Source organism: Paenisporosarcina sp. P4_B8, from assembly GCF_056402175.1.
Map to the genome: position 1 here is coordinate 30,480 of NZ_JBFUHX010000014.1, position 18,787 is coordinate 49,266.

Genomic DNA, 18,787 nt, shown 5'->3' on the forward strand with positions numbered 1-18,787 from the left:
AGGGGAGAACATCATGACAAATACAGTACCCATGAGCCAGTCGCGAACAATCCAAACACATTTGGTTTTACCGCCCGATACGAATCACCACGAAACGATTTTCGGGGGTAGAGTTCTATCTTTTATAGATGAAATAGGTGCTATTACTGCGATGAAACATTGCAATAAGCCTGTTGTTACGGCTTCAATCGATTCAGTAGATTTTCTATCATCCGCTCGAGTTGGGGATGTGTTGGAGATGGAAGCAATCGTGAGCTCAACTGGCCGCACTTCCATGGAAGTGTATGTACGTGTGCAATCGATGAACTTGTTGACAGGAGAAACAAAGTTAACGACGGAATCCTTCTTGACGTTTGTAGCGGTAGAAAATGGAGTTCCAATGCCTGTCCCAGGAATACTGCCTGAAACTGAAAACGAACACCGCCTATTTGAATCAGGTCCTGCAAGAAGAGAACATCGGAAACAACGAATTCAAATGAAATTATAGAAAGAAAGCGGTGGCTTACAGGCTGCCGCTTTTTTTGTTGCTGACTGGGGCAACTATTTGCTTGATTGGGGCAACTTTCTCTTTCATTGAGGCAACTAACCATTTCCCTCCTAATTTCCCACTAATAAAAAGTGATTTAAATCAAAACGGTAATATTTAATGAAAAACGAGAGAGTATAATTTCGACTAGCAAGCCGCAGACCGAGAAGCGTGAGACCAACAAGTATACGGCCTACATACTTGACGTGTTTAAGTAAAGCAGGAATAAATGTGATTCCTATGGAATTTATAGGTAAAACAGGCATTTAACATCATTCAGTTTTAAAGGGGGAATTCCAGTATGAAGATGCAAAAAGAAGTAACACCTAAATTCTTAATAATAATGTGCGTGGCGTACAGTCTATTTGTCATTAGCCAATGCTTACAAGTCATGTACACACCATCTACAGTTATAAAAGTAGTCAACTTGATCGCTATCGTCTTTCTGTCTGGAGTAATCGGAGCGTTTATCCGAGAGATTTTCATTTTGAAAAAGAAGCGATTGTTAGAAGAGATGAATAACGACGAATCACCACAACTGGGAGGGAAATAAATGGTCACATTAAAACCTATGAGACAAGAGGATTTTCAGCAATACCTTGAAATTGCAGTAGAGGACTATGCTAAAGACAAAGTAGCTTCAGGGAATTGGAGCGAAGCGGAAGCATCCGAGCTTTCCAAAAATGAATTTAACCGTCTGTTGCCTGATGGTGAAAAATCGAAAGGGAATTACATATTTTCTATCTTCCATGATCAACAAATAGTCGGAATGATATGGATGGCACAAAAATCTCCTGAAAAAGCTGATGAAGGTTATATTTATGATTTTAGTATTTTAGATGAATATCAAGGAAAAGGATATGGCAAGGAAGCAATGAGAGAAATTGAAACAATTGCGAAAGAACTAGGAATGTGCAAAATTGGCCTTCATGTTTTTGGTCACAACCAAGTCGCGCGGGGCTTATACGAGAAGATGGGCTACGAAATCACCAATATAGTCATGGCGAAGTCAATTTAAAAATCCTTTTAATACGATAAGCGAAAAAGTCCTAGAATCAAGACAGGTATACAAGGGGTCAATGCTCTATCCTACCTATTTGGTGCTCTATAAATAGTTCCTTACACAATAAGTTTGGTTATCCTACATTCTTCTATAACTATGAATAAAGATCGCCAGTCGACTACAATTAAAAACTACGGAGTGATAATGGTGGATATTAAAATAGATGATTTAACGGGCACTGAAATTACTAAATTGATAAACGAGCATCTTCATGGTATGACACTGCACTCACCACCAGAAAGTATACATGCTCTCAATCTTGAGCAGTTGCAACAACAAGATATTACATTTTGGAGTGCTTGGGAAGGAAATGAATTGGTTGGATGTGGGGCACTTAAAGAAATTGATGGTCAGCATGGAGAGATCAAATCAATGCGAACCTCTTCATTCCATCTTCGCAAGGGGGTTGCAAAAAGAATACTTCATCACATAATTGAAGAAGCCACACGACGTGGCTATCGGAAGTTAAGTTTGGAAACGGGATCAATGGATTCTTTCGATCCAGCAAGAAGACTTTATGAAAGGTTTGGGTTCAACTATTGTGACCCGTTTTCCGATTACAAGGAGGACCCAAATAGCGTATTTATGGAAAAGAATTTATAAATTAGCTCGTACCTATCTATAGTGATTCTTAAATAAAAGAAGGATAGTTCGACTTATCAAATAACCGGGGAAATTAGTTAAAGAAATACATGGTTATTTGATAAGGTGAATCACCTAAGTGATTCACCTGTGAGATAAATTAATTCCAAATACGGGCGTTCGGTGGGAAGATATTATTTTAGTGAAAATATTAGAGCACAGTCAGCATCTTTACTACTTTATTGAACCTTTATAGGTCCCTTCGCTTCTTCTGCATGGGACATGTCGCCAATCATAGTCAATTCGCGTCTATCAGTATCGATTTCTAACACTGTCAGACTCGTTCCGTGAATGAAAGGTGGATCCCACAATAAATCAAGATCAGTTCCACTGAAGTGATTAATCAAGCATTTCTTAACGACGCCATGCGTGACAATCAGGACGTGACCATCCGGATGAGCTGCAGCAAGTTCTTCCACTGCACGTAATACGCGTTCTTTCAACATGTGAAAACTTTCCCCGGAAGTCGATTCATATTGGCTCGGGCGTTCATAATAGGTTTTGACTTGCTCCGCATAATCACGATCAATATCCGAAGATAGCATTCCTTGCCATTCACCTACATGGATTTCACGTAAATCTTCTTTTTGAATAAGAGGAATGTTACGTTCCCCAATAATGAGTTGAGCTGTATGAACCGTACGTCCACTTGTACTACTATATACAGCGTCGAGTGGGACATCATTAAGACGCGTTCCTAGTTGAGACGCCGCTGCCATTCCTATGTCAGTTAACGGTGAGTCTGCCCAGCCTTGCATGCGCGATTGTACGTTCCATTCTGTTTGTCCATGGCGTGTAATATATAGGGTTAGCATCCAATTCCTCATTTCTATTAATCGAATATATCTCTTATTTTACCAAATGTGAAACTTTTTATCAGGTTTTGCGTAGTACATATAAAGGAGCGAAACATACATGCTAGCAATCTTCGATAAATACCAAAACATCATTATCAGCATTATCTTAGTTTTCTACATCGTTAATTCCATCTACATAGGTTCTGATGGGTTATCCTTCATGTTGTTCATACTGGTAATCCTCATGCAAATCATCCGTTTGAGACAATATATTAAGCAATTGTCCTTTGTACAATTACTCGCACTCTTCGGTATATTGGCGGGTTCTATTGTTGCACTAGTACTGATTTTCATGAGTTTGAATCATTTAATCGGTGCAGGTATTCTGTCATTTCCTGACTGGATGATCATGGTCCTTCAAATTACCTTGATTATTTTGTTTATCTTAACTGTGAGTGCAATCATGCGTAATTTATATCAACGTTTTACCCAGTCAAAAGTATAGAAAAAAGGATGCCTTTATCAGAGGGCATCCTTTTCTATTAGTTTAATAAAGTTGATAAAATTACTTTTTAATAAATAATACTCTTTAATTACAATTGTTTCCCAGCCATCGTATTCACCTTCATACTTATCAGAGATTTAGTAAATTTGCGATTTCGTTTATTGAACGAAAATTAACTGAATCAACACGCTTAAGTTTTGCTGATTAGTGAAATTCAGAAACAAGCAATCCATATAAGTACATGTCATGACGCTTCCCGTTACGTTGTAAAAACTCTCGGAACGTTCCTTCGGGCTTAAAACCAAGAGATTCATAAAGTTTGATGGCACCTACGTTATAGCCGAATACCGTCAGCTGCAAACGATGAAGATTCAGTTCATTGAAACCATAATTCATCAACAATTGCATGGCTTCTTTCTCAAATCCTTTGCCGTGAAATTCTGGCCCAAGAGCTATGGACAGCCAGCCTACACGATGCGACCATAAAATATCTTCGATGGCACAAACACCTAAAAATTGCTCCGAATCAATCGGTCGAATGGCAAAGCGAAAACTACGATCAGAATGGTCCATTAACTGTTCCGCATTTTTTTCTGATTCTTCACGAATGGGAAAGGCATTATAAAAACGTCCAAAAGATTCCAAGCCATTCCACAGTCGATACGTTGGCAAATCTTCTTTTCTCATTGCAGTCAAACGAATTTTAGAGCCAATAAACATCGAATATTCTCCTTGTCATAAGTTTTTCTTATTGTACTTCATTATATCATCGTCATTTTCTTAATTCGAGACACGAAGTACAATACAGTTAATAAGAAAGACAGGTGATTAAGTTGGATTATTTTCTATTGTATTTTATAGGGGTAACCGCAACGACAATCGGCACATTGGCAGGTGGCGGGGGCCTTATCAGTTTGCCAACGATGTTGTTGCTCGGCATGCCGATTCATTCAGCTATTGGGGCAAATAAAGTATCCAACACGGTAAGTTCATTCTCAAGTTTCTTTACATTGTATAAACGTAAACAAATCTCGTTGAAGGATTCTCTTTGGCTAATCCCAATCAGTTTGGGTGGAGGCGTGACCGGGGGATTTATTGCTTCACAGCTATCCGCAAACTATTTGTATGTATTGGCGATTTTTCTTCTGGTATTTGCATTTGTTACTTCATTTATTGGCAAAGGTAATTTCACAGGCGAAGAACCATTGAAATTAACAAAGGTCAGTGGACCAGGGCTGTTTGGTATTGGTATTTATGATGGACTTTTTGGTCCGGGACAAGGCACGTTAATGCTATATTTGTTCAGCTACTTGAACATTGCGTATGTGAAATCAGTGGGATTGGTCAGGCTGGCTACTTTTTCAAGCTGTTTCGGCGCAGCAATCAGTTATATTACATCTGGAGCTATTATTTGGCCATTGACCCTTGCTTTGATGGCGGGGTCTATTACCGGAGCTCAGCTTGGAGTCCGTATCGCAGAGAAAATAAAACCTCAATACGTAAAGCCTATCTTACGTGTCGTGACCGCGTTACTCATTTTGCAATTGGTTGTTGAAAACATCCTATAGTATCATTGAAAACTTTCTTTCAAACCGACATACTGATAAAAAGGAGTGATGACATGAAAAAGCAAGATATTCAAGAGAATTGGGTAAAAAACGTGGATCCACAAGAGCAAATAGAGAGCTCACATGAGCATTATGATGAAGAGAAATTTTGGAATAAAATTGTGAAGTATGGCAAAAAAGCAGGAGAAAAAACAGTGTACACAAGCTTGTTACTTTATTTCACAGCTCAAAATCCAGCGGTGCCGAAATCTGCTAAGCTGACAATTGCGGGAGCACTTGGCTACCTAATCTTCCCGGCAGACGTACTTCCAGATTTCATTCCAGTTGTCGGTTTGGTAGATGATGCAAGTGTAATTGCTTATGCTTTATATCAAGTGATTTCTCATATAGATGAACCAACGAAACAACAGGCATACGAGAAAATGAAATCCTGGTTTGGAACAACTGACAATAGTATAGAAGACCTTATGTTGCCTAAAAAATAAAAAGAGCGGACCGTTGACGGTTCGCTCTTTTACAATTCGTCTAACATATGTCCAAACTCATGTAACAATGTACGTCCACTAGAATTATTGCCCTCAGTTAAACCGACAAACAACCCCACTTGGCCTTTGTACATAAATAAGCCCACATCATGCTCGACATCATCCAATTCGCCTGTTTTGTTGAAGAAAACAAATTGCTCGCTTTTGACACCAGCTGGAACTTTATTCTGAAACTGCTGCTTTTCAAGTATTTGAAGCATATCGTGAAAAGCGTGTGAGCTGACCATATGTCTTAAGCAGGCAACCATATCGCGACCACATGTGAAATTGTCCCGGCCCTCCGAAATAGCAATGAGGTCTCGCATTTCCCGACCCAATACGGTTTTTGTCATACCGAGATGTTGTATATAAGAATTGAGCCGTTTCAACCCGTAGCGTCTGATTAGTATGTTAGTTGCCGTATTATCCGAAACCACCATCATGAGAGCAAGTAAATCACGAACTGAAAAGAATCTTGGTTGTGTAACAAGTGTTTGCAATACACCTGATCCATCCACGATGTCTTCTGGGGATACTTCAATCTCTTCATTTGAATCCTTTGCATGGTGCAAACCATATAGGAAAATAGGAAGCTTTATGACGCTTGCTGATTTGAAGATTTCATCAATATTTTTCGAATAACGAACGACTCCAACTGGATACTCCATATGTAAACAATATTTCTCGGGAAATAATGTTAACCCCATCTGAACCCCTCCTTTTTACTAGTTTAATTCAAAAACTTTACCAAATAAATCCTTAAAATGAAATAAAAACGAAACTAAGAGTCATGTGATTCGTATATATGGACGTAGGTTGGAATGAACTTTTTAACTAGTCATTTCGTCTTAGTAAGTAAATGAAGGATGTCTCGATTAAGGAAGGTGAAAAGCGTGGAACAACAACCAATCGTTGAATTAAAGAACTTGTCAAAAACCATTGGCAAAAAGAAAATTATCGATAATTTGAGCCTGCAATTATTCCCTGGTCAAATTACGGGTTTTCTGGGGCCGAATGGTGCTGGTAAAACAACGACGATTCGCATGATGGCCGGTTTAATGAGGCCGACAAGCGGAGAAGTAGTGGTGGAAGGTCAAACACTGACAGAGCACTTCGAAGAAGCAATGAGCAAAGTAGGGGTTATCGTCGAAAATCCGGAAATGTACAAGTACATGTCGGGGTGGAAAAACTTACTGCATTTCGCACGCATGAACAAAACCATTTCAAAGGAACGCATCGCTGAAGTCGTCGATCAAGTAGGCATGCAAAATCGTATTCATGAAAGAGTTTCTACTTATTCGCTGGGTATGCGTCAGCGTCTAGGCCTTGCACAAGCATTGCTGCATCGTCCGAAGTTTTTGATTTTGGATGAACCAACCAATGGTCTGGATCCTGCCGGAATACGTGAATTTCGTACTTACTTGCGTAAAATCGCTGTTGAAGATGGTGTGTCAGTATTCGTATCGAGTCACTTGCTTTCAGAAATTGAACTGATGTGTGACCGAATCGCTATTATTCAAAACGGACAACTTATTAATATCCGTGAAATTAATCAAGAAGAAGAAGCTCATTATTATATTGAAGCTCAACCGATTGAGCAGACACGTGAACTATTATCAACACAAGGCTTAACTCTTGAAGATAGTGGTGCAGGATTCATTGCCAAAGTGGAACAGGACCAGATCCCTTCCATCATTCAGGCGATGGTCACGGCAAATCTTCAAGTATTTGCTGTGCAACCGTTCCGTAAAACATTGGAAGATCAATTCCTCGAAATGACTGGAGGTGGCCAAATTGCTGAATCTCATAAGAAATGAATGGATGAAACTGTGGCATAAAAAAGCCACTTGGATAATGGCTGGGTTATTGGTCCTCATATTAATCGGGATTACAGGCATCTTTAATTGGGCGATTGGCCACACGGTACAACAGCCAGACCAACCCACTTGGGAAGAAGATGCTGCTGTAAATCAAGCAAATTTAACAGCTGAACTGGCAAATCCAAATCTTGATGCAGAGACTAAAAAACAGTTAAAAGAAGAACTGGCCGTCACTGAATACCGCTTAGCGGAAAACGTGGCACCATTCAGTCCGAGTGATAGACAACAAAATATAATTGATTCCCATCAGTTGCTTTCATTGGTACTTATGTTTTCAGTCATTGCAGCAGCCAGTATCGTTGCATCCGAATTTTCTCAAGGAACAATCAAAATGTTGTTAAGCAGACCTGTGAAACGGTGGAAAATCCTAACGTCCAAATACATCACATCATTGCTTTATGCATTAGTATTATCCATCATTGCCTTAATTGCGAACGTAATTGCTGGATATATATTCTTTGATTCAGGAAGCGGTGCGATGTTGGATGTTCGTGGCGGGGAAGTAGTTGAAGTATCTTACTGGGGACGGGTTTTAACCTTATATGGCTTACAATATATCGGAATCATGGTATTCACTACATTTGCATTTATGATTGGAAGTGTTTTCCGTACAAGTTCACTTGCCATCGGATTATCGATCTTTCTGTTGTTTATGGGTCCAAATATTGTCTTTTTCTTACGTAAATACGAAATTACGAAATACATCCTGTTTACGCATACTGATTTAACTGGTTACATTACAGGCAATATGTTCATTTCAGGCATCACCTGGCCATTGTCAGCCGCCGTGTTGACTGTATATGTCGTATTGTTCTTATTCATCAGCTATTGGTCGTTTACAAAGAGAGACGTTACAGCTTAATTATGGTAGAGTCGTTCCTTTTCGGAGGAGCGACTTTTTTAATCATTCGCCTAATCGTCAGTTCGAATCATTGAAAGCTCTGGTGAATTTACGTAAGATGAAAAGCAGTGTGTGGGAAAGGAGGAGTTCGTGTGAAACGATTATGGACCGTCTTGAATATTGTATTGTGGCTCGTCATCGGCGGACTCTTCTTTGTTTGGGTCCACAATGAACTAGAATTTAGAGAAGAACGAGAGGAACGCCCTTTACCGGAAGGTTTGCATCCCATCGTGGCAGAAAAGAGCAATCAATTGATCGGAAAAGCTGAGGAAATTGGCATTCCTATTTTAATCAGTGATAGCTTCCGTTCCGTTGAATCCCAAGATGTCCTTTATGAAAAAGGACGCTCGATTGAAGGTGACATCGTCACGTATGCACGCGGCGGTGAAAGCTATCATAACTACGGACTCGCCATCGATTTCGTCCTGCAAAACAGTGACGGGACGATTAGTTACGATTTACAGCGTGATTTGAATGGCAACGGGGAAGCGGACTGGTTCGAAGTTGCAAGCATTGGCAAAGACTTAGGCTTTGAATGGGGCGGAGACTGGCCTGGCTTCAAGGACTACCCGCATTTAGAATATACTTTCGACTTATCGATCAGTGACTTGCAAAACGGCTGGCGACCAGAGGATAAGGTGGAAAAATGAAATAGAATTAAATAGCCCTCCTCGATAGTCTTGAGGAGGGTTTTAAGGTTCTATACTCATTTTTAGGCAGCCTTTAAGTTAATTTATCCTCATTTTCAGCAAACCATTGTATTGCTTTCTGTTCCATTTCTTTGACGAATAACATTTTTGCCGGACTATATTCGCTGGTATTCTCAAACTGTTGAGCTAACTCTTCTTTAAAGTGACTATATCTAAACACTTCTTCTGGATGAGAACGCAAATAGTCGCGGAAAATTAAGTGGCGAGCTATTTGTGGATTGTCGTATTGATAGAAATGAATATGATGAGTTCTGTTTTCTCCGCCTTTTCGGAATAACCTTCTTCCATCAATACCGTATTCTCCGACCACATCGTATCCTAGAGAATCCATTTTCTCATTAAAGGAATCAATCTGATGAATGTCTTTTACGATACACATCATATCGATTACTGGTTTTGCTTTTAGACCATGAACAGAAGTACTGCCGAAATGTTCAAATTTAATGATTTCATCTCCGAAAATTTCACTTAAAAAATAAACTTCTTTTTGAAACATAAGTGCCCAGTTTTCACTGAAGTCAGTAAGTCGAACTTTCATTTATTTCCCCTCCGCACAGCTCGATTTAATAGTTTCCAGAAAGGTTTACTCAAAAACACTCAAATCCACCCGTCCATCACTTAAGAACGCAACGTCTTCACCCTGAAGTAACATACGTTGCAACTCTTTCGATTCTTCAGTGGGCACGGCAATTTCACCGCGTACATTGACTACGCGGTGCCATGGCAAGCCATGTTTTTCACTCATCGTATGTAAAATCCGTACCACTTGTCTTGCTGCGCGGGGGCTTCCTGCCATGCGCGCGACTTGTCCGTAGGTAACGACGTATCCCTCTGGTATTTCTTTTAATATCCGAACTACTTCCGCCGTGAATGGTTGCATGATGCTGTTACCTCCTTGAAAAACGCGTGTAGTTCTTGTTGGAATTTATCTTGCTCTTCCAGGAATGGATAGTGATTGCTGGTATAAAACTGTATGAACTAACTGCCACTAATTGATTCATAAATTTCTTTTGAAAACTCGATGGGACATTGTACGTCATGAGTTCCACAGCCAATCCACACCGGGCAAGTAATTTTGTCTATTCTTCTTGACACGTCATAGATTGCATATTCTCTTGCAAACATATTCATGCGACCAGTGGCCATCGATTTTTGCGGTGCATCGGCAAAATACACATCATAGTGTTCAGGTAGATGAAGAGATAGCTTCGTTCGTTCTTTTGAAAGTTTCATTCGTTCATCCTTTGCCAACCCGGAAACTTTCAACCGTTCTATCAAATCTTGCATGTACTGAAACTGAGGGTGAGCGGCGTTGTAAATACACGACTTTGCGTCACCGTAATAACGACCTGCTGTACCTACCAAAAGAAGCGCATCTAACCGTTTCGAAAAATGAATTCCGTATAATAAACCAATCATTCCGCCGGTTGAATGACCTGCAAATGTCCACGTTTCATAGCCCAATACTTTTCGAATGGCTTCCAGATCCATCACGGCATCAATCATACTCAATTCAACTTCAGACGAAGCATCCGCGGATGAGCCAGCTCCACGCAAATTCACTAAATATACTTGATGGCTATGTACAAAGCTCTCTGCAAATAGATCACCTTCAGAAGTAAACTCGGAGTAATGATGTGTGACACAAAGAGGGGCTCCAGAACCTTTTGAAAATACTTCAAAAACACCGTTTTCAGTTTCAATCAATTGTTTTATCCAGGACATTTCCGCACACCCCTAACTACTTTCATTGTAATCAAACCTCGTTCATCATGTCGACTGAATATGGTATATTACTGGTAACTAAGTATTTAATGTAAAGTTGGGGGTAGCTGCTATGTCATAACAACGTCACAGGGCTTTAAATCCTGAGGACTTTGAGGGCAAATAAAAAAGAGGCTATTAGCTGTAATTAGCCATGCCTAGATACACATATGTTTTGGCTGTGAAATTGTTCGCTGGGAAGGAAAAGGACGAGATTGTTATGTCCGCGATCCATTCGGAATGGTCTTTAATGTGTGGGAAGAATAGGAAAGATAATCGATAGAGTTGTTTAGTGGCTACAGGTCAGTATACAATGAGGGAAGTTCAATGAACTGACAAAGGAGAATGCCACATGGAAATTACAAATCACATGGTTGAAAAAATGAACGACCCTACGGGCATTATTGTTGGAGACCGTTTTGAGTATCTGCTTGCCGTTGAAGTTGATGAAGATGATGAGTTATATACAGAAGGCGGATTAGAATTGCGTGTCATTCTGGCTGTCGAAGAAGATGTACATCGCATCGTGCAGTATCATTTTACCGATAAAGCTTCTAATGAAGTGTTAGATTTTGCTTTAGAAGATGATGAAGAGGCAGAAATTCTCGCGTATTGCAAAAATACGTTGGCATAAAATAATACCCTTTTTCAAAGCTCGTTCTTATCAGAAGATAAGTGGAGCGATGAAAAAGGGTTTTTTATTGAAATATTACAGATTATCGATAATGGATAACCAGACTACTGATAAAATAATTATACCAACTTCCACCATTCCTCAACGGGATAGTCATCGGAACCAATTACAACAGATTGCCCAATTTTTGGTGTCGTAATAGCTACGTCAAGTGCTTTCGCAGCTTTTGTGACGCGCTCAATAGGATCGGTCCATGCGTGAAACGCAAGCGTAAAAGCGGACCAGTGGATTGGCATCATCAATTTACCATTTAAATCGAGATGGGCTTGTACCGTTTCTTCGGGTTTCATATGAATGTTTGCCCAACGATCGTCATACTGGCCACATTCCATCATAGTGAAATCAAATGGACCATACTTTTCGCCAATTTTTTTGAAATGCGTATCGTAACCACTATCCCCACTATAAAAAATACTTGTTTCTCCACTGCGAATGACCCAAGAACTCCATAAAGTAGAATTGTGATCGAACAGACTGCGGCCAGAGAAGTGACGTGCCGGAGTACTGATAAATTCAATGTCTAAATGGTCAAAAGTGTCCCACCAATCGAGTTCTTTAATTTTTTCAGGTGCTACACCCCAACCTTCCAATCTACTCCCGACACCAAGAGGGACGATAAATAGCCCGACTTTGTGCTTCAGTAATTGAACGGAATCGATATCAAAATGATCATAATGGTCATGAGAGTAAAGGACGATATCGATAGCGGGTATATTATTAATGTCAAATGGCAATTTCTCACTATATCTCTTTCCACCGATCTGAGGAAAAGGGGAAGGAGAGCTGCCAAGCATAGGATCGATGAATATAGTTTTACCATGAAGGTTCAGTAATACAGTCGAATGTCCGAACCATGCCACGCTTGCTTGTGAATTAAGAAAAGAATTCCATTGGAAATTCTCCATCGGAAGCGATCGTGCTGGTGTCAAATCAGGATTTTTTTGAACATAATCTTTAATCATGGAGCCTAAGGTTTTTAAATCATTAGACATAGTCGTATATGAGATATTCTTGAATTTGTTTTTTTCATAGTTGGGGGATGCTATTAATGTTAATTTCTTCTTGGCATTCGGAGCTTTCCCGAATGCCGGATAATGCTGCAAAAAGAGAGTGGAAGCAGTAGCAAATGCTGCCACTCCGAATAAAGTTTTTTTCATCAATGGCACCTCAAATGAGTTTTAGGTTATAAAATTTTTCTGATATATGTAGCATAAAAGAAATAAAGAAATTAGTCATATTTTAAGAGTAATGGTTAAGTGCATTTATTGACTCTAATTATTCTGTCTAATTATCGATAAACATTCAACTTCCTCCAAAACGTAAGGAAGTTTTTTTATGTAAATTTAATCGTATCAGTGTCCATTTAATTCCCAAGCCCACAAAATCCATAATGACGATTAATAATCGTTCGAACATTATTTATCCGCTTACATGCATGTTATTTGCTATAAATAGATGAATATTCTTTAAATTCTATTTATTCTATATATTTATCATGTCGAATCGTGTTACTGTAGTACACATTACTTCGTGCAACGAAGCGAAAGAGAAAAGTAATGGGGGTAGGGAATCAATATGTCACAGATGCTAGCTTTAAGTATTTTAGTTTTCATTCTTTTTATTGGGGATGTCGTCGCGATTCGCACGAAAGCGTGGGTTCCTTCAATTTTTATCAGTGCCGTTCTTTTTTTAATCGGCTATTGGACATTCTTTCCCGCAAACATTGTAGAGTTATCAGGAATTCCATCAGTTGTAGCAGTCATGTTAATTTACTTGTTAATTACCAATATGGGCACCTTGCTATCTTTGCAGGAACTGATAAACCAATGGAAAACCATTTTGATTGCATTGGCAGGAATTCTAGGAATCATTGCTGGATTATTTGGAATCGGTACTTTCCTATTCGGCAGTGAAACAATAATTGTAGCCATTCCACCTTTAGTGGGCGGGCTTGTATCGGCACTTATTATGTCAGAAGGCGCCGCAGAGGCAGGACTTCCAAGCTTAGCTGTTTTCGCCATCGTTATTTACGTGATGCAAGGGTTCGCAGGGTATCCTTTGACATCAGTCATGTTGAAAAAAGAAGGAAAACGTTTGCTTCAACAATTGCGCAATGGGGAAATTGGTTTGAAGCAAGTAGGGGAAGAAAATGAAGAAACACATTCAAGAGAATTGAAATTATTTAACTGGATGCCTGAAAAATACAATACGGAATTCTTTAAATTTTTCCGCTTGGCTTTTGTCGGATTTTTAGCGTATCAAGTATCTACATGGCTTGCACCATTTGTGACCATCAGTCCATTTGTTCTCTGTTTACTATTTGGAGTAATCGCGAGAAGCGTGGGATTCTTGGAAAAACACCCGTTGAAAAAAGCGAACGGATTCGGATTCGCCGTTTTAGGGTTAATGCTGTTCATTTTGGACGGCCTGAAAGCAGCGACGCCAGATATGATGATTGATCTAATCTATCCGTTGATTGGCTGTATTGTCATCGGTGTAGCCGGCATGTACGTGTTTTCGTTCATCATGGGCAAGGTGTTAAAAGTCAGCAAAGAAATGGCGTTTGCCGTATCTTTAACGGCCCTATACGGGTTCCCGGCGGACTACATCATCACTAACGAAGTCATCAATGCGTTAACTCAAGATGAAAGAGAACGGGAAGTATTAACAAGTCACATGTTGCCACCAATGTTGGTTGCCGGCTTCATCACCGTGACGATTGTTTCCGTTATATTGGCAGGAATATTCGTTGGATTCCTATAATTGACAAACAAAAATGACCTTTCCGAATGAATGGAAAGGTCATTTTTAGGTTGAAATGAGTTATTAGTAAATATTAGATGTCAAGGTAGACAGAATTGCGTTCCAGGTAGACAGAATCGATGTCAAGGTAGACAGAATTGCGTTCCAGGTAGACAGAATCGATGTCCAGGTAGACAGAATCCCGATCCAGGTAGACAGAATCGATGTCCAGGTAGACAGAATCCCATTCCAGGTTGCACAAATCGTAGATTACAGTGGATATCTTGAACTCACGCAACTATTCAACCTAACGCTCACACGCAAATTGGTCTTTATCACGGTCCATTTTCGGTTGATAGGCCGGATGGTCACTCGGCACTCCGTTCGGATACTTGGTACGGAGGTGCGTACAGTTATCGAACCACTCAGTTGTTCCTGCGGGATTGGTAGTCACAGAACTATTTGATCCAGAAGAGTTATCGCTGCTTGAACCGCTCTGTGAAGAAGTCGTTGATGAGCTTGCAAATCCTGAATCGGTGGCGTAGTCTTCAATTGCCCAAAATCCGGCTTTCTTCGACTGAGCTTCTTTTTGTGCTTCTTCGTAAGGATTTAAATGACGAGTATTTGGTGGATAGACATATGCAACGCGTGCCAATCCTTCACGGATCAATGTTTCCTGTACACTTTTGCCGTCGACATATACATAAGCCAATAGACGTCCATATTTATCTCGTTTCTCACCAATATCAAATTCAAGTGTTAACTTTCCGCTGTTCACGAGAGCACGATTTCGCTCCTTGGCTTCGGGCCCGAAAGGTTGTTTTCCTAAACGAGGGTGACTCGTCTCCGGTGTATCGATTAACAAGTAACGGACCGGTTCGTCCACGCCTTTATACATCACGCGAATCGTATCGCCGTCCGTCGTCGAGACCAATGTCACAGGGATTTGATCCGTCGTACCTTGTTGAGGTGCTGTTATGATTTTCGTAGCGGACTTAGATTCCGCCGGCTTAATGGTAGTTACTTTATCGGCAGGCTTGTCGTCTTGCTTCTTATCGTCAACGCCGCTTTCTTGATCTGCAGAACCGGAATCTTCGTCTGTCGTCTCTTTTACAACAGGCTCATACTTCTCATCGTCCATGCTTGTCGTGCCACAACCAGAAAAAATAAGGGCACTACCCACAATCAAGCATGTTAATTTATTTTTGAAACTAAAAGTCACTTTTAATATCCTCCTCGAGATTTCCTTTTCTAGTATAACAACAACCTCCGTCTATAAAACATAATATTTAACATAGTGTGTTGCCATACCAATTGACCGAAAAGCTACACAAAAAACCTCCTCTGGATTTCTGAGGAGGTTTGGTTAATTTTTCGATGATACGACCAAAAATCGTACATCGTTTTCAGTATGGTTGAACCAATAATGTGTCTTACGTGCATCGAATAAAGTGGATTCTTGTTCACGAAGTTCAGTTCGATTGCCATCCATTTCGACCGTTAATACGCCTTCCACTACGAACAGAAATTCATGTCCACCGTGTGAAAATGCATTCCCTTCATTTTCTCCCGGTTGAAGTGTGACTAAAATAGGGGAAAAGCTAGCATCTCGAACTCCATGAGATAAGTCCTTGTAATAAAAACGCTCCCTTCGGATAGCCAAATTGTCATGTGAATGTTCTTCTGCAAAAAACACACTCGGATTTACACCTAATGCGTCTGCAATTTTCTTTAGCGATTCAAGCGTAACACTCGATTTTCCCCGTTCCACCTGTGATAAAAAACTAATGGATACCCCGGTTTGTTCAGACAAAGCCTTTAACGTCATTTTCCGTTCTTTGCGAAGACTTTTTAATGTATCCCCAATTGATTCTTGTGGCATAAGAATTCCTCGCTTCATCATAATCTCTTACTCTCATAATACATCACTCAAACAGCAATGAAATATAAATTGTGACAAAGTATTGACAGAAAATTTATAACTGTCTAAAATGAATCTCGGAAGATAAATTAAAGTGTCACTTCAATTTTCATTTCACATAAGGGGGATTTATGATGGATAAAAAACAAACCCGTCGCATCTTGATTGCGAGTTTAGTAGGGAGTTCAATAGAGTGGTTTGACTATTTCTTATACGGAACAGTTGCTGCACTTGTTTTCAACCAACTATTTTTCGTTAATGAAGATCCGACTGTAGGACTTTTATTAGCATATGCGTCATTTGCTTTAGCTTTTTTCATCCGTCCGTTTGGCGGCGTGATATTCAGTCATATCGGTGACCGCATTGGACGCAAGAAAACACTCGTCTTAACGTTAAGCTTAATGGGGATTGCTACGTTTGGAATGGGCTTATTGCCAACTTACCAAGCAATAGGCGTTTGGGCTCCTATCTTATTGATTACACTTCGCTTAGTGCAAGGTTTGGGAATCGGCGGGGAATGGGGAGGCGCACTTTTACTCGCAGTAGAATATGCACCCCCTGAAAAACGTGGATTGTTTGGTAGTATCCCGCAAATGGGCGTAACCATCGGAATGTTGATGGGAACGATCGCTTTATGGGTGATGACGTTACTTCCTGAAGAGTCATTCATGACCTGGGGCTGGCGTGTGCCATTTATTTTAAGTGCTTTATTAGTTATTTTTGGTTTATGGATTCGTAAAGGCATTGATGAAACACCTGAATTCAAAAAAGTGCAGGAATCTGGCGATATTCCAAAATTGCCGATTGCAGATACACTGAAATACCACTGGCGTGAAGTGTTGATAGCTATTGGAGCGAAAGTGGTAGAAACTGCACCTTTCTATATTTTCAGCACATTCGTCGTATCGTACGCAACAACAAATTTAGGATATACACGAACAACTACATTAACTGCCGTTATGATTGCTACCGTCGTTACGACGATATTAATCCCAATCATGGGGAACTTATCGGATAAAGTGGGACGCAAAAAGTTATACGTTGCTGGCACGGTCGGCATGGCACTCTTTGCTTTCCCATACTTCTGGATGATTCAACAAGGGTCAGTTGCATTATTGATTATCGCAACAGTTATTGGACTCGGAATCATTTGGGCACCGATTACAGCAGTTCTTGGCACGATGTTTTCGGAAATCTTTGATGCAAAAGTACGCTATACGGGCATTTCATTAGGCTATCAAATCGGTGCAGCATTAGCGGGTGGTACAGCTCCACTTGTTGCTACGGCATTACTAGCACGTTTTGATAATTCGTATGTACCGGTTGCACTTTACATCGTGTTCACTGCACTTATTTCACTAGTTGCAATTTGGGCTGTGAAAGATCGCAGTCGACAACAATCTAAACGAATCGTGGTAGGAAAAGAGAGTCGCGCGTAAGCGGCTCTTTTTTTCTCTTATGTTCAGCTCACCACACGAAATCATTTATTAGTGTGGGAAGTAATGTTTTTTGTTAGGAGGAAGACCATGTTAATCATCAACGAACATCAGATTCAACAACTCTATAAAATGGTTGATGCCATTGAAGATATCGCAGCGGTATTAAAGGCTATAGAAGCAGGGAAAATCAATAACCCCCATCGCACAGTACTCGAATTTCCTCAACACGAAGCATCCGCATTATATATGCCGAGCGCCGATATGGCTGGCGAAGTAACAGCGGTCAAAGTAGTAACGATTTTTCCAGGAAATCCGGCCGAAGGAAAGCCAACCACACAAGGGGTCGTGCTACTTTCCGATGCGACCAATGGCGAGCATGTCGCAATGATGAACGCATCGTATTTGACACGACTGCGAACAGGTGCACTTAGTGGCATCGCAACGGATTTATTGGCAAAAAAAGATAGCCGAATCCTAATAGTCATCGGAACAGGGGCAATGGCTTTTGAACAAGTACTTGGCGTGCTGGCGGTTCGTACCATCGAAAAAATCATCTTGGTTAATCGGACACCGGAAAAAGCGCAAGCATTTGGCGAGAAATTACGTACATTTGGAGTGAACGTGCCTTTTGAAATCGAAATTGATGTTTCAAAAGCGGTGAAGCATGCGGACATTATTTGCTGTGCCACCCGATCAAACGAACCTGTATTCATGGGATGTGATTTACAACCAGGAACCCATATAAATGGCGTAGGTTCCTACTTGCCTCATATGCGTGAAGTGGACGAAACAACAGTGTTAAGTGCAGACAAAATTGTGGTGGACGACTTGGCTGGCGTAAAAGATGAAGCTGGTGAATTGATGCACGCTGTAGATAGTGGGAACTGGTCATTTGAAGACGTTCATGCCCAACTCGGAGAACTTGTTGTTGGAACGAAGTCGGGAAGAGAAGTACAAGAAGAAATCACCTTCTTCAAATCCGTAGGAGCTGCCTATTTCGACCTTGCTGTTGCAAAAGGCGTCTATTCTAAAGCAAAAGAAGCGGGGATTGGAATGGTTGTAGAAGTTTAATATTTATAACAGTAAAAGAGCATCGGCTAAGCCGATGCTC

Annotated in this window: 22 protein-coding genes and 1 pseudogene; 14 read left to right on the forward strand and 9 right to left on the reverse strand. The window is 40.4% G+C overall.

Annotated features, from left to right (window positions below; translation table 11 throughout):
• Positions 1–13: 13 nt before the first annotated feature.
• The 4 genes from AC1DSK_RS13190 to AC1DSK_RS13205 all read left to right on the forward strand — a co-directional run bounded on the left by AC1DSK_RS13190 (position 14) and on the right by AC1DSK_RS13205 (position 2,192).
• Positions 14–487 carry an acyl-CoA thioesterase gene (locus AC1DSK_RS13190; protein WP_016428753.1) on the forward strand — a complete coding sequence of 158 codons (474 nt, stop codon included), beginning with the start codon at positions 14–16 and terminating at the stop codon, positions 485–487.
• Between the two features lie 340 nt (positions 488–827).
• Positions 828–1,079: a hypothetical protein gene (locus AC1DSK_RS13195; protein ID WP_477548442.1), complete on the forward strand. Its 252-nt coding sequence runs from the start codon at positions 828–830 to the stop codon at positions 1,077–1,079.
• Positions 1,080–1,544 (forward strand): GNAT family N-acetyltransferase, encoded by a 465-nt coding sequence (locus tag AC1DSK_RS13200; protein WP_016428751.1) that lies wholly within the window; start codon positions 1,080–1,082, stop codon positions 1,542–1,544.
• 192 nt (positions 1,545–1,736) lie between these two features.
• Positions 1,737–2,192 carry a GNAT family N-acetyltransferase gene (locus AC1DSK_RS13205; protein WP_477548472.1) on the forward strand — a complete coding sequence of 152 codons (456 nt, stop codon included), beginning with the start codon at positions 1,737–1,739 and terminating at the stop codon, positions 2,190–2,192.
• Positions 2,193–2,410: 218 nt separating this feature from the next.
• Here AC1DSK_RS13205 and AC1DSK_RS13210 read toward each other — a convergent pair whose 3' ends face one another.
• A complete protein-coding gene (locus AC1DSK_RS13210) occupies positions 2,411–3,046 on the reverse strand; it encodes a histidine phosphatase family protein (RefSeq protein WP_477548441.1) in 636 nt (211 codons plus the stop codon).
• Positions 3,047–3,146: 100 nt separating this feature from the next.
• Between AC1DSK_RS13210 and AC1DSK_RS13215 the strand changes: the two genes are divergently transcribed.
• Positions 3,147–3,533, forward strand: a complete 387-nt coding sequence (locus AC1DSK_RS13215) for a hypothetical protein (RefSeq protein WP_477548440.1) — start codon at positions 3,147–3,149, stop codon at positions 3,531–3,533.
• A 204-nt stretch (positions 3,534–3,737) separates the two neighbouring features.
• Here AC1DSK_RS13215 and AC1DSK_RS13220 read toward each other — a convergent pair whose 3' ends face one another.
• On the reverse strand, positions 3,738–4,253 hold the full coding sequence (locus AC1DSK_RS13220; RefSeq protein WP_477548439.1) for a GNAT family N-acetyltransferase: 516 nt from the start codon (positions 4,251–4,253) through the stop codon (positions 3,738–3,740).
• 113 nt (positions 4,254–4,366) lie between these two features.
• Between AC1DSK_RS13220 and AC1DSK_RS13225 the strand changes: the two genes are divergently transcribed.
• Both AC1DSK_RS13225 and AC1DSK_RS13230 read left to right on the forward strand, forming a co-directional pair.
• Positions 4,367–5,101: a sulfite exporter TauE/SafE family protein gene (locus AC1DSK_RS13225; protein WP_477531269.1), complete on the forward strand. Its 735-nt coding sequence runs from the start codon at positions 4,367–4,369 to the stop codon at positions 5,099–5,101.
• A 53-nt stretch (positions 5,102–5,154) separates the two neighbouring features.
• Positions 5,155–5,586 carry a YkvA family protein gene (locus tag AC1DSK_RS13230; protein ID WP_477548438.1) on the forward strand — a complete coding sequence of 144 codons (432 nt, stop codon included), beginning with the start codon at positions 5,155–5,157 and terminating at the stop codon, positions 5,584–5,586.
• A gap of 29 nt (positions 5,587–5,615) precedes the next feature.
• On the opposite strand, the gene AC1DSK_RS13235 is transcribed toward AC1DSK_RS13230, so the two are convergent.
• Positions 5,616–6,332, reverse strand: coding sequence for a serine hydrolase (locus tag AC1DSK_RS13235; protein ID WP_477548437.1), 717 nt, complete (start codon positions 6,330–6,332; stop codon positions 5,616–5,618).
• Between the two features lie 159 nt (positions 6,333–6,491).
• On the opposite strand from AC1DSK_RS13235, the gene AC1DSK_RS13240 reads away from it, so the two are divergent.
• The 3 genes from AC1DSK_RS13240 (at position 6,492) to AC1DSK_RS13250 (ending at position 9,056) form a co-directional block, all read left to right on the forward strand.
• Positions 6,492–7,442, forward strand: coding sequence for an ABC transporter ATP-binding protein (locus AC1DSK_RS13240; RefSeq protein WP_477598275.1), 951 nt, complete (start codon positions 6,492–6,494; stop codon positions 7,440–7,442).
• Positions 7,411–8,367, forward strand: coding sequence for an ABC transporter permease (locus tag AC1DSK_RS13245; RefSeq protein ID WP_477598277.1), 957 nt, complete (start codon positions 7,411–7,413; stop codon positions 8,365–8,367). Before AC1DSK_RS13240 ends, AC1DSK_RS13245 begins: the two co-directional genes overlap by 32 nt.
• Before the next feature lie 131 nt (positions 8,368–8,498).
• The gene (locus AC1DSK_RS13250) at positions 8,499–9,056 is read left to right on the forward strand and encodes a M15 family metallopeptidase (RefSeq protein WP_477548434.1); all 558 of its coding nucleotides are present in this window, start codon (positions 8,499–8,501) and stop codon (positions 9,054–9,056) included.
• 73 nt (positions 9,057–9,129) lie between these two features.
• Here AC1DSK_RS13250 and AC1DSK_RS13255 read toward each other — a convergent pair whose 3' ends face one another.
• The 3 genes and pseudogenes from AC1DSK_RS13255 to AC1DSK_RS13265 all read right to left on the reverse strand — a co-directional run bounded on the left by AC1DSK_RS13255 (position 9,130) and on the right by AC1DSK_RS13265 (position 10,841).
• Positions 9,130–9,654: a GrpB family protein gene (locus AC1DSK_RS13255; RefSeq protein WP_477548433.1), complete on the reverse strand. Its 525-nt coding sequence runs from the start codon at positions 9,652–9,654 to the stop codon at positions 9,130–9,132.
• Positions 9,655–9,699: 45 nt separating this feature from the next.
• Entirely contained in the window at positions 9,700–9,996 is a 297-nt protein-coding gene (locus tag AC1DSK_RS13260) for an MGMT family protein (RefSeq protein WP_477548432.1), read from the reverse strand.
• Positions 9,972–10,841: pseudogene (locus tag AC1DSK_RS13265) on the reverse strand (alpha/beta fold hydrolase). Before AC1DSK_RS13265 ends, AC1DSK_RS13260 begins: the two are co-directional and overlap by 25 nt.
• A gap of 391 nt (positions 10,842–11,232) precedes the next feature.
• Between AC1DSK_RS13265 and AC1DSK_RS13270 the strand changes: the two are divergent.
• The gene (locus tag AC1DSK_RS13270) at positions 11,233–11,514 is read left to right on the forward strand and encodes a DUF6509 family protein (protein ID WP_477548431.1); all 282 of its coding nucleotides are present in this window, start codon (positions 11,233–11,235) and stop codon (positions 11,512–11,514) included.
• Positions 11,515–11,633: 119 nt separating this feature from the next.
• Here the strand turns inward: AC1DSK_RS13270 and AC1DSK_RS13275 are convergent, their stop codons facing one another.
• The gene (locus AC1DSK_RS13275) at positions 11,634–12,731 is read right to left on the reverse strand and encodes an MBL fold metallo-hydrolase (protein WP_477548430.1); all 1,098 of its coding nucleotides are present in this window, start codon (positions 12,729–12,731) and stop codon (positions 11,634–11,636) included.
• A gap of 418 nt (positions 12,732–13,149) precedes the next feature.
• Between AC1DSK_RS13275 and AC1DSK_RS13280 the strand changes: the two genes are divergently transcribed.
• Positions 13,150–14,337 carry a hypothetical protein gene (locus AC1DSK_RS13280; protein WP_477548429.1) on the forward strand — a complete coding sequence of 396 codons (1,188 nt, stop codon included), beginning with the start codon at positions 13,150–13,152 and terminating at the stop codon, positions 14,335–14,337.
• 286 nt (positions 14,338–14,623) lie between these two features.
• Here AC1DSK_RS13280 and AC1DSK_RS13285 read toward each other — a convergent pair whose 3' ends face one another.
• Both AC1DSK_RS13285 and AC1DSK_RS13290 read right to left on the reverse strand, forming a co-directional pair.
• Complete coding sequence (locus tag AC1DSK_RS13285) at positions 14,624–15,538, reverse strand: thermonuclease family protein (RefSeq protein ID WP_477548428.1); 915 nt, start codon at positions 15,536–15,538, stop codon at positions 14,624–14,626.
• 144 nt (positions 15,539–15,682) lie between these two features.
• Positions 15,683–16,198, reverse strand: coding sequence for a helix-turn-helix domain-containing protein (locus tag AC1DSK_RS13290; RefSeq protein WP_477531256.1), 516 nt, complete (start codon positions 16,196–16,198; stop codon positions 15,683–15,685).
• Between the two features lie 173 nt (positions 16,199–16,371).
• Here AC1DSK_RS13290 and AC1DSK_RS13295 point away from each other — a divergent pair, with 173 nt between their 5' ends.
• Both AC1DSK_RS13295 and AC1DSK_RS13300 read left to right on the forward strand, forming a co-directional pair.
• Positions 16,372–17,676: an MFS transporter gene (locus tag AC1DSK_RS13295; RefSeq protein ID WP_477531255.1), complete on the forward strand. Its 1,305-nt coding sequence runs from the start codon at positions 16,372–16,374 to the stop codon at positions 17,674–17,676.
• Between the two features lie 87 nt (positions 17,677–17,763).
• Complete coding sequence (locus AC1DSK_RS13300; RefSeq protein WP_477531254.1) at positions 17,764–18,747, forward strand: ornithine cyclodeaminase family protein; 984 nt, start codon at positions 17,764–17,766, stop codon at positions 18,745–18,747.
• Positions 18,748–18,787: the final 40 nt, after the last annotated feature.

Coding starts and splice junctions, on each gene's coding strand:
- AC1DSK_RS13230 (WP_477548438.1), top strand. CDS start 5,155: ATGAAAAAGCAAGATATTCAAGAGAATTGGGTAAAAAACGTGGATCCA.
- AC1DSK_RS13210 (WP_477548441.1), bottom strand. CDS start 3,046: ATGCTAACCCTATATATTACACGCCATGGACAAACAGAATGGAACGTA.
- AC1DSK_RS13195 (WP_477548442.1), top strand. CDS start 828: ATGAAGATGCAAAAAGAAGTAACACCTAAATTCTTAATAATAATGTGC.
- AC1DSK_RS13190 (WP_016428753.1), top strand. CDS start 14: ATGACAAATACAGTACCCATGAGCCAGTCGCGAACAATCCAAACACAT.
- AC1DSK_RS13260 (WP_477548432.1), bottom strand. CDS start 9,996: ATGCAACCATTCACGGCGGAAGTAGTTCGGATATTAAAAGAAATACCA.
- AC1DSK_RS13235 (WP_477548437.1), bottom strand. CDS start 6,332: ATGGGGTTAACATTATTTCCCGAGAAATATTGTTTACATATGGAGTAT.
- AC1DSK_RS13200 (WP_016428751.1), top strand. CDS start 1,080: ATGGTCACATTAAAACCTATGAGACAAGAGGATTTTCAGCAATACCTT.
- AC1DSK_RS13240 (WP_477598275.1), top strand. CDS start 6,492: ATGTCTCGATTAAGGAAGGTGAAAAGCGTGGAACAACAACCAATCGTT.
- AC1DSK_RS13290 (WP_477531256.1), bottom strand. CDS start 16,198: ATGCCACAAGAATCAATTGGGGATACATTAAAAAGTCTTCGCAAAGAA.
- AC1DSK_RS13300 (WP_477531254.1), top strand. CDS start 17,764: ATGTTAATCATCAACGAACATCAGATTCAACAACTCTATAAAATGGTT.
- AC1DSK_RS13295 (WP_477531255.1), top strand. CDS start 16,372: ATGGATAAAAAACAAACCCGTCGCATCTTGATTGCGAGTTTAGTAGGG.
- AC1DSK_RS13220 (WP_477548439.1), bottom strand. CDS start 4,253: ATGTTTATTGGCTCTAAAATTCGTTTGACTGCAATGAGAAAAGAAGAT.
- AC1DSK_RS13215 (WP_477548440.1), top strand. CDS start 3,147: ATGCTAGCAATCTTCGATAAATACCAAAACATCATTATCAGCATTATC.
- AC1DSK_RS13270 (WP_477548431.1), top strand. CDS start 11,233: ATGGAAATTACAAATCACATGGTTGAAAAAATGAACGACCCTACGGGC.
- AC1DSK_RS13275 (WP_477548430.1), bottom strand. CDS start 12,731: ATGAAAAAAACTTTATTCGGAGTGGCAGCATTTGCTACTGCTTCCACT.
- AC1DSK_RS13255 (WP_477548433.1), bottom strand. CDS start 9,654: ATGAAAGTTCGACTTACTGACTTCAGTGAAAACTGGGCACTTATGTTT.
- AC1DSK_RS13280 (WP_477548429.1), top strand. CDS start 13,150: ATGTCACAGATGCTAGCTTTAAGTATTTTAGTTTTCATTCTTTTTATT.